9 protein-coding genes are annotated in these 8113 nt (G+C 72.9%); 6 read left to right on the top strand and 3 right to left on the bottom strand.

What is annotated here, in order from left to right:
• Window positions 1-208: 208 nt before the first annotated feature.
• The gene (locus ACFQRI_RS11025; RefSeq protein WP_380667302.1) at window positions 209-1228 is read right to left on the bottom strand and encodes a 4-hydroxy-3-methylbut-2-enyl diphosphate reductase; all 1020 of its coding nucleotides are present in this window, start codon (window positions 1226-1228) and stop codon (window positions 209-211) included.
• 288 nt (window positions 1229-1516) lie between these two features.
• Between ACFQRI_RS11025 and ACFQRI_RS11020 the strand changes: the two genes are divergently transcribed.
• The 4 genes from ACFQRI_RS11020 (at window position 1517) to ACFQRI_RS11005 (ending at window position 4155) form a co-directional block, all read left to right on the top strand.
• Window positions 1517-1969, top strand: coding sequence for a lipid droplet-associated protein (locus ACFQRI_RS11020; protein ID WP_380667300.1), 453 nt, complete (start codon window positions 1517-1519; stop codon window positions 1967-1969).
• Between the two features lie 253 nt (window positions 1970-2222).
• Window positions 2223-3476 carry an exodeoxyribonuclease VII large subunit gene (gene xseA / locus ACFQRI_RS11015; protein WP_380667338.1) on the top strand — a complete coding sequence of 418 codons (1254 nt, stop codon included), beginning with the start codon at window positions 2223-2225 and terminating at the stop codon, window positions 3474-3476.
• A 14-nt stretch (window positions 3477-3490) separates the two neighbouring features.
• Window positions 3491-3907: a hypothetical protein gene (locus tag ACFQRI_RS11010; RefSeq protein WP_380667298.1), complete on the top strand. Its 417-nt coding sequence runs from the start codon at window positions 3491-3493 to the stop codon at window positions 3905-3907.
• Window positions 3904-4155, top strand: coding sequence for an exodeoxyribonuclease VII small subunit (locus tag ACFQRI_RS11005; RefSeq protein ID WP_380667296.1), 252 nt, complete (start codon window positions 3904-3906; stop codon window positions 4153-4155). Before ACFQRI_RS11010 ends, ACFQRI_RS11005 begins: the two co-directional genes overlap by 4 nt.
• A gap of 89 nt (window positions 4156-4244) precedes the next feature.
• Here ACFQRI_RS11005 and ACFQRI_RS11000 read toward each other — a convergent pair whose 3' ends face one another.
• Window positions 4245-4856 (bottom strand): DUF4245 domain-containing protein, encoded by a 612-nt coding sequence (locus tag ACFQRI_RS11000; RefSeq protein WP_380667294.1) that lies wholly within the window; start codon window positions 4854-4856, stop codon window positions 4245-4247.
• Between the two features lie 178 nt (window positions 4857-5034).
• On the opposite strand from ACFQRI_RS11000, the gene glpX reads away from it, so the two are divergent.
• On the top strand, window positions 5035-6048 hold the full coding sequence (gene glpX, locus ACFQRI_RS10995) for a class II fructose-bisphosphatase (RefSeq protein ID WP_380667292.1): 1014 nt from the start codon (window positions 5035-5037) through the stop codon (window positions 6046-6048).
• 185 nt (window positions 6049-6233) lie between these two features.
• On the top strand, window positions 6234-6974 hold the full coding sequence (locus ACFQRI_RS10990; RefSeq protein WP_380667290.1) for a S1 family peptidase: 741 nt from the start codon (window positions 6234-6236) through the stop codon (window positions 6972-6974).
• 48 nt (window positions 6975-7022) lie between these two features.
• Here ACFQRI_RS10990 and ACFQRI_RS10985 read toward each other — a convergent pair whose 3' ends face one another.
• Entirely contained in the window at window positions 7023-7997 is a 975-nt protein-coding gene (locus ACFQRI_RS10985; RefSeq protein WP_380667289.1) for an NAD(P)/FAD-dependent oxidoreductase, read from the bottom strand.
• Window positions 7998-8113: the final 116 nt, after the last annotated feature.

Below are 8113 nucleotides of genomic sequence, written 5' to 3'. Positions count from 1 at the left end.
CGCGGGACGCCCGCGCCCGGCGGGCCAGCTCGGCGCGCAGCCGCCGCGCCAGGGCGGACCGGCACCCAGGCAGAACCCGGGACGCCCCCGGCCGCCGGAACCGCCGCCCGGCAACCGACCGCGCCGCCCGCGGTAGCCCCGATGCACGAGAAGTCCCGCCGCGCGGTGCGCGGCGGGACTTCTCGTCGCGGGGGCGAGCGCTACCGCGTCAGCGGACGCTCTTCGGGTTGTTCGGGTTCTCGTCGAGGTCCTTGCGCAGCTCGCGGGGCAGCGCGAAGGTGACCTTCTCGTTGGCCGTGGTGACCTCGTCGACGTCGGTCCAGCCGCGCTCGGCGAGGTGGTCGAGCACCTGGAAGACCAGCACGTCGGGGACGGAGGCACCGCTGGTCACGCCGATCGTGCCGACGCCCTCCAGCCAGGACTCGTCGATCTGCTCGGCGTAGTCGATCAGGTGCGAGTCGGTGGCGCCGGCCTGCAGCGCGACCTCGACCAGCCGCTTGGAGTTCGAGGAGTTCTGCGAGCCGACCACGATCACCAGGTCGCACTCGGCGGCCATCGCCTTGACCGCGTCCTGCCGGTTGGAGGTGGCGTAGCAGATGTCGTCGCTCGGCGGGGCCTGCAGGTCCGGGAACTTGCCCTTGAGCTGGTCGACCCGCTCCATGGTCTCGTCGACGCTCAGCGTGGTCTGCGACAGCCAGACGACCTTGTTCGGGTCGCGGACCTCCACCTTGTCGACGTCCTCGGGCTTGTCCACCAGCTGCACCCGCTCGGGCGCCTCGCCCGCGGTGCCCTCGACCTCCTCGTGGCCCTCGTGCCCGATCAGCAGGATGTCGTAGTCGTCCCGCGCGAAGCGGTTGACCTCCTTGTGCACCTTCGTCACCAGCGGGCAGGTGGCGTCGATGGTGCGCAGGTTCCGGGCCTCGGCCTCCTCGTGGACCTTCGGCGAGACGCCGTGCGCGGAGAACACGACCATGGCGCCCTCGGGCACCTCGTCGGTCTCGTCGACGAAGATCACACCGCGCTCGGTGAGGGTGTCCACGACGTGGCGGTTGTGCACGATCTCCTTGCGGACGTAGATCGGCGCGCCGTAGGTCTCCAGGGCCTTCTCGACGGTGATCACTGCGCGGTCGACGCCTGCGCAGTACCCGCGCGGCTTGGCCAACAGCACTCGCTTGGTGCGGGCGGGGTCGGTCGCGGCGAGGTCGCCGGCCTCGGGCGTGGTCGTCATGGTTCCAAGGGTACGGATCGCGCCCGCGGTGCTCTTCCGCAAGGTAGGCCATCCCATCCACCCCTTGGGGTGAGTCGCCCCACCACCCCCGGTTGTCGACGTCGTCGCAGGTGGCGAGGGCTGTTCGCGGACGCCGACGCGTTCCTCCGATCCGGTCGCCGAGGGACTCGCACCCGGACGGCGGCGGGCTGGGCCGAACGGCCGAGCCCCGGCTCCCCCTGGAGGGAACCGGGCCCCGCGTGCCGGGGAGTGATGGCCTCGGCGGCGGTTGTGCGGCAGGCTGTGACCATGTCCTCGCTCCCCCTTCCGGTGCGGGTCGCCGCCGGTCTGGCCGCCACCGCCGTCGAGCAGACCCGCAAGCTCCCGAACACGCTGATCGGCCTGCCGGTGACCGTGGCCAGCCAAGCGCTGCAGGCCTCGATGCGCGTCCAGCAGCAGATCACCGAGCTCGCCATCAAGGGCGACGAGGCGCTCGCCTCGTTCCAGCAGGCCGAGGAGCGGCCCAGCTGGACCACCTTCGACGAGGACCTGCCCGAGCCGGAGCCCGCCCCGGAACCGGAGCCCGAGAACGAGGTGCTGGCCGAGTACCCGGGCCTGACGCTCCCGCAGCTGCGCGGTCGCCTGCGCGGCCTGAGCGAGGAGGACCTGGAGGCCCTGCTGGCCCACGAGGAGGCGCACGAGCGCCGGCCGGAGTACCTGCGGATGCTGCGCAACCGGCTCACCCGGCTGCGCGGCGAGTAGCCGGAACCCGTTCGCCCCGCGAACCGAGCGCTAGGCTGGCGGCGAGCGCCGATGATCGGCGCTCGGTTTCCCACCGGACCGGGAGCTGCTAGGAATGCGGCCGAGCCGCCGGGGCGGGACCGGAGCGGGCCTCGCCGCGGGTTCGAAGGGCTTCGCGGCGGAGCGCGCGCGGCACGAGCCCACCGAGCCGCTCAGGTCCCGCTGCCCGCACCGCCGACCGAAGCAGGTCCCGAGCACTTCCAGAGGAGGGGCGCTGAGCTCTGCAGCAGACAGCGGTCCGACCAGCGCCGAGGAGCCCTGGCCGGTCCGGACCGTGGCGCGCAAGATCGCCGACTGGATCAACCGCCTCGGCAAGATCTGGGTCGAGGGGCAGATCACCCAGATCTCGGCCCGGCCCGGAGCCAGCACCGCGTTCCTGACGCTCCGCGACCCCTCGGCGGACGTGTCCCTGACGCTGACCTGCTCGGCGGCGATGCTGCGCGGGATGGATCCGCCGCTGACCGACGGCAGCCGCGTGGTCGTGCACGGCAAGCCGAACTTCTTCGTCGGCCGCGGCACGCTGAGCCTGCGCGTCGACGAGATCCGCGCGGTCGGCATCGGCGAGCTGCTGGCCCGCATCGAGCGGCTCCGCCAGCTGCTCAAGGCCGAGGGCCTGTTCGACCCGGCGCGCAAGCGCCCGCTGCCCTTCCTGCCCAACCGGGTCGGGCTGATCACCGGCCGGGCCTCGGCCGCCGAGCACGACGTGCTCACCAACGCTCGTCTGCGCTGGCCGAACGTCGAGTTCGAGATCCGCAACGTGGCGGTGCAGGGCTCCAGCGCGGTGCCCCAGATCCTGCCCGCGCTGCAGGAGCTCGACGCGATGCCCGAGGTCGACGTGATCGTGCTGGCGCGCGGGGGCGGCAGCGTCGAGGACCTGCTGCCGTTCTCCGACGAGGCGCTCTGCCGCGCGGTGGCCGCCTGCGGCACCCCGGTGGTCAGCGCCATCGGGCACGAGCCGGACTCGCCGCTGCTGGACCACGTGGCCGACGTGCGCAGCTCCACCCCGACCGGGGCGGGCAAGCGGGTCGTGCCCGACGTGGCCGAGGAGGCGCAGCGGGTCTCCCAGCTGCGCGATCGCGCGCGCCGCGCGCTGCACGGCTGGGTCGACCGCGAGCGCCGCCTGCTCGACCAGCTGCGCAGCCGGCCGGTGCTGGCCGACCCGCACGGGCCGCTGCAGCAGCGCGCGGAGCAGGTCGAGCTGCTGCGCGAGCGCTCCCGCCGAGCGGTGACCGCCGTGCTCACCGCCGAGACCCACGCGCTGTCGGCCACCCGATCGCGCTTGACGACCCTGGGACCGGCGGCCACGCTGGCTCGTGGATACGCGATCGTGCAGCGCATCGAGGGCGATGCGGACGGCACCGTCGACGGGGTCGTGCGGTCCGCCGACGACGCGCCCCCGGGCACGCGCCTGCGGGTGAGGGTCGCCGACGGCGCGATCCACGCGGAAGTGCCCGACCGAGCAGGCTGAACAGGACGAAGACCGTGCACCAGGAACAACCCTCGTTCCTCCCGCTGACCGTCGGCGTGGCGCGCGACGCGGCCAGCGAGCCGGGGCCCGCCGCGGCGTCCGCGTGCGAGGTGCAGCGCTGCGCCGAGGCCGCCGACTCGACCGCCGCCGGGTGCTGGTCGGCCCTGCTGGGCGGCTGCCAGTCGGTGGAGCGCCGGGACCTGCCCGGCAGGCTGCGCGCCCTGGCCGCTGCGACCTCCGGTTACGTCGGCCCCTCCCGGTGGGAGTGGTCGGCCCACCGACGTAGGGTCGTCGAAGCGCAGCTGCGCATCGACGACGCGGTGCGCGAAGGCGACGGCGCCGAGTTCGCCGAGGCGTTCGTCGGCTACGACCAGGCGGTCGCCACCGCGGTGGTGTCCGTGAACAGCGATGTGGAGACTCCGGCCCCTTGAGCGAACAGCAGGACGAGCACTTCGACCCGGTCGCCGAGCACCCCGAGGTCGCCGAACTGGGCTACGAGGCAGCCCGCGACCAGCTGGCCGAGGTCGTCAAGCAGCTGGAGGCCGGAGGGCTCTCGCTGGAGGACTCGCTGGCGCTGTGGGAGAAGGGCGAAGCCCTGGCCACGGTGTGCGAGCGCCACCTCGCGGGCGCCCGGGAACGCGTCGACCGGGCGCTGGCCTCGGTGGAGGAGGAAGAGTAGGGGCCGTTCGGGCTTCTCCTTCCCGGCGACCACCTCAGCGGCCCGCACCCGGAGCGGCAGCGCCGCTCAGGTGCGCGGAGCGGGCGGGCTCATCCCACGGGCTGAGCCCGCAGGGTCGCCTCGGCGAGCGTCCGGAACTCCTGCTCCGAGGCGTTGCCGGTGATCAGCAGCCGCACGCCCGCGCGCTCGGCGACCCAGGCCCGCTCGTCGCGCATGCTGCGGTACTCCACCCACTGCGCGCCGCCGGCCGAAACGGTGCCGGTCGCCTGCGGCGCCTTCCGGGTCTCGGCGGCCACCAGCTCCTCCTCGGAGCCCGGGGACTGGGCCAGCCGCAGGTAGTCGCCCCCGCCGGTCAACCAGCCGACCTTGACCACCTGCTGGTGCGAGGGCAGCGTGGTGGTGTTCGCGGAGTTGGCCCGCCAGCTGCGCGGCAGCTGCGGCTCGACGACCGGGAAGTCGGCCGAGGCGGCGTCGCTGCGCAGTTCACCCGATACGTCAACGGTCGGCACCGAGCCGGTGTCCACCGAGGGGCCGCCGGGGTTGAACGAGCACATCCCGGCCAGGCCGGCGAATCCGAACGCGACCAGCACCAACGGCAGGATGGCGAACACCATCGCCGACATCGTCCGCGGCGGGCGGGACTGCGCCTGGCCCTGCTGCTGCGCTGGCTGCTGGTTGCGGGGTTCTGCCACGACACCCATGCTCTCACCGGCCGCACCGCAGCTCAGCGGGCAGGGCGAAGGCGAGTGGGCTGCCCCACGCGAGCACTCCGGGTGCCTCGATGATCTGCGAAGATCCGAACCAACTCGTCCGGGCGCGGATCCCGATCCGCCGGACCGGGCACAAGCCACCGAATGCCTTATCAACGGGGAGGGCTCGATGAGCAGCACGCGAAACCCGGAAGCACCCGACCGCAACCTCGCGATGGAACTCGTCCGCGTCACCGAGGCCGCCGCGATGGCCGCCGGCCGCTGGGTGGGTCGCGGGGACAAGAACAGCGGCGACGGCGCGGCCGTCGACGCGATGCGCAAGCTCATCGGCACGGTCTCGATGCGCGGCACGGTGGTCATCGGCGAGGGCGAGAAGGACGAGGCGCCGATGCTCTACAACGGCGAGGAGGTCGGCAACGGCGGCGGCCCCGAGGTCGACGTCGCGGTCGACCCGATCGACGGCACCACGCTGCTGAGCAAGGGCATGCCCAACGCGCTCGCGGTGCTGGCGGTCTCCGAGCGCGGCACCATGTTCGACCCCTCGGCCGTGTTCTACATGGAGAAGATGGCGGTCGGCCCGGAAGCGGCCGGGGTCATCGACATCTCCGCGCCGATCGCGGAGAACCTCCGCAGGGTGGCCAAGGCCAAGCAGGTCGACATCTCCGACGTGACGGTCTGCGTGCTGGACCGGCCGCGCCACGAGCAGCACGTCAAGGCGGTCCGCGAGGCCGGCGCCCGGGTGCAGTTCATCTCCGACGGCGACGTGGCCGGTGCGATCGCCGCGGCCCGCCCGGACAGCGGCGTGGACATGCTCCTGGGCATCGGCGGCACCCCGGAGGGCATCATCACCGCCTGCGCGCTCAAGTGCCTCGACGGCGAGATCCAGACCCGGCTGTGGCCGAAGGACGACGAGGAGCGGGCCAAGCTGCGCGAGGCCGGGCACGACCCGGAGCAGGTGCTGACCACCTCGGACCTGGTGCGCGGGGACAACATGTTCTTCGTGGCCACCGGCATCACCGACGGCGCGCTGCTGCGCGGCGTGCACTACCGCGCGAACCGCTGTTCCACGCAGTCCATCGTGATGCGCTCGAAATCGGGCACGGTGCGCGTGGTCGACGCCTCGCACAAGCTGTCCAAGCTGCGCGAGTACTCCGAAGTGGACTTCGGCGACTCCGAGGCCTGAGCCTTCCGGGAAAGCGGGAAAAACCGGGCGATGAGCTCGATCCGGGGCGGTGACCTGCGGTGCGCGCCGCAGGTCACCGCCTTTTCGGGTGAGCCGCTCCCACCTTCGTGGGTACGAGCCGCGACGGGCGCTGGCTAGCGTCTGCGGCCAGCCGGCCTTCGGTGCCGGGGACTCCCGGAGGGTTCATGCGTGAGGCAATCATCTCCGCGCTCGCCGCGGCGGGCGCCGTCGGTGCGCTGTGCCTGCCCGCCACGGCCGCGGCCGACGAGGTCGACCCGATGATCATCGGCGGCCACGACGCCACCCAGACCTACTCGTTCATGGTCTCGCTGCAGCAGCAGGGCTCGCACCTGTGCGGCGGCGCGCTGATCAAGCCGGACTGGGTCGTCACGGCCGCGCACTGCGTCGCGGGCGGTGGCGACTTCACCGTCCGCGTGGGCAGCAACGACAACACCAGCGGCGGCGAGCAGGCCGCGGTGACGGCGACCAAGAGCCACGAGACGGCCGACCTGGCGCTGCTGCAGCTGGACAAGCCGCTGTCGGCGAAGCCCATCGGCATCGCCGCCGAGTCCGGGGCCGCGGGCACGCCGACCCGGATCATCGGCTGGGGCCAGACCTGCCCGGAGAGCGGCTGCGGCGAGGTGCCCACGACCCTGCAGGAGCTCGACACCCAGATCGTCGACGACGCCGGTTGCCAGGGCATCGACGGCGCGGGCGAGATCTGCACCGACAACCCCGGCGGCGACTCCGGTGCCTGCTACGGCGATTCGGGCGGCCCGCAGATCAAGGGCACCGAGGGCAACTGGGAGCTGATCGGCGCGACCAGCCGAGCGGGCAACAACGACTCCACCTGCGCCACCGGCCCGTCGATCTACACCGACGTCCCGGCCTACGCCGACTGGATCAGCCAGAACACCGGCGGCTGAGGCCCCGCGGCCCGGGATCGCGCGGGAGGGCCGCGGTTCCGGGCCGCCTCACCCCATGTTCGAGGAGTGCCCGGGGAAGAGGTGGGTGTCCGGGTCGAGCTCGACCGCGATGTTGTTCACCGCGGTCGCGGCCTCGCCGAAGCCGGTCGCGATGAGCTTGACCTTGCCCCGGTACGCCGCGACGTCGCCCGCGGCGTAGACGCGGGCGCGGCTGGTGCGCATCGTGCTGTCCACCAGGATCGAGCGCTTCTCCAGCTCCAGCCCCCAGTCCTCGATCGGCCCGAGGTCGGCGGTGAAGCCGAGCGCGGCGACCACGGTCTGCGCGGGCAGGGTGCGGCGCTCGCCGCCGGTCTCGATCTCGACCTCGCGCACCACCTCGTCCCCGCGGATCTCCACCACCTCGGCGGGCACCACGAGCTCCACGCCCAGATCGGCGACCTTGTCCACCAGCCCGGAGTGCGCGCGGAACCGGGTGCGGCGGTGCACCAGGGTCACGCTGCGCGCGATCGGGTGCAGCGCGAGGGCCCAGTCGAAGGCCGAGTCCCCGCCGCCGACCACCACCACGTCGTGCCCGCCGTGCGCGGAGAGCTCGGGGATGAAGTGCACGACGCCGCTGCCGACCCACTCGCCCCCGGCAGGCAGCGGGCGCGGGTTGAACTCGCCGATCCCGGCGGTCACCAGCACCGCCCCGGCGCGCACCGACTCGCCGCCGCCGAGCTCGACCTGCAGACCTCCGTCCACATCGGACAACCGGGTCGCCGGGCGGCCGAGCAGGTAGACCGGGTCGTACTGCGCGGCCTGATCCACCAGCGCGGTCACCAGATCGCGGCCGCGAACCTCCGGGAACCCGGCCACGTCGAAGATCATCTTCTCCGGGTACATCGCGGTGATCTGCCCGCCCGGTTCGGGCAGCGCGTCCACCAGCGCGGCCGACAACCCGCGAAAACCCGCGTAGTACGCCGCGAACAGACCGGTCGGACCCGCGCCGACGATCAGCAGGTCTACCTCGGTCACACCCACCACCTCGCAGGGAACCTTCGGCCGCGTGGGACAACCCACAGCCTAGCCGGATCGATCCGGAATGTCGGCCCTTCGGAGCAAGGCCTAGCCCGAACAGCCCAACCCATTGGCGCGCGCGG

Origin of the sequence: Saccharopolyspora griseoalba (assembly GCF_042665275.1) — a bacterium.
In the GTDB taxonomy this organism is placed as follows: domain Bacteria; phylum Actinomycetota; class Actinomycetes; order Mycobacteriales; family Pseudonocardiaceae; genus Saccharopolyspora; species Saccharopolyspora griseoalba.
The sequence above is the reverse complement of the archived record's forward strand: the minus strand, read 5'-3'. Positions and strand labels throughout refer to the sequence as shown.

Bases quoted from the DNA above. Each gene is read 5' to 3' on its own strand.
- ACFQRI_RS10990 (WP_380667290.1), top strand. From the start codon at position 6,234: ATGCGTGAGGCAATCATCTCCGCGCTCGCCGCGGCGGGCGCCGTCGGT.
- ACFQRI_RS11020 (WP_380667300.1), top strand. From the start codon at position 1,517: ATGTCCTCGCTCCCCCTTCCGGTGCGGGTCGCCGCCGGTCTGGCCGCC.
- ACFQRI_RS11000 (WP_380667294.1), bottom strand. From the start codon at position 4,856: ATGGGTGTCGTGGCAGAACCCCGCAACCAGCAGCCAGCGCAGCAGCAG.
- ACFQRI_RS11025 (WP_380667302.1), bottom strand. From the start codon at position 1,228: ATGACGACCACGCCCGAGGCCGGCGACCTCGCCGCGACCGACCCCGCC.
- glpX (WP_380667292.1), top strand. From the start codon at position 5,035: ATGAGCAGCACGCGAAACCCGGAAGCACCCGACCGCAACCTCGCGATG.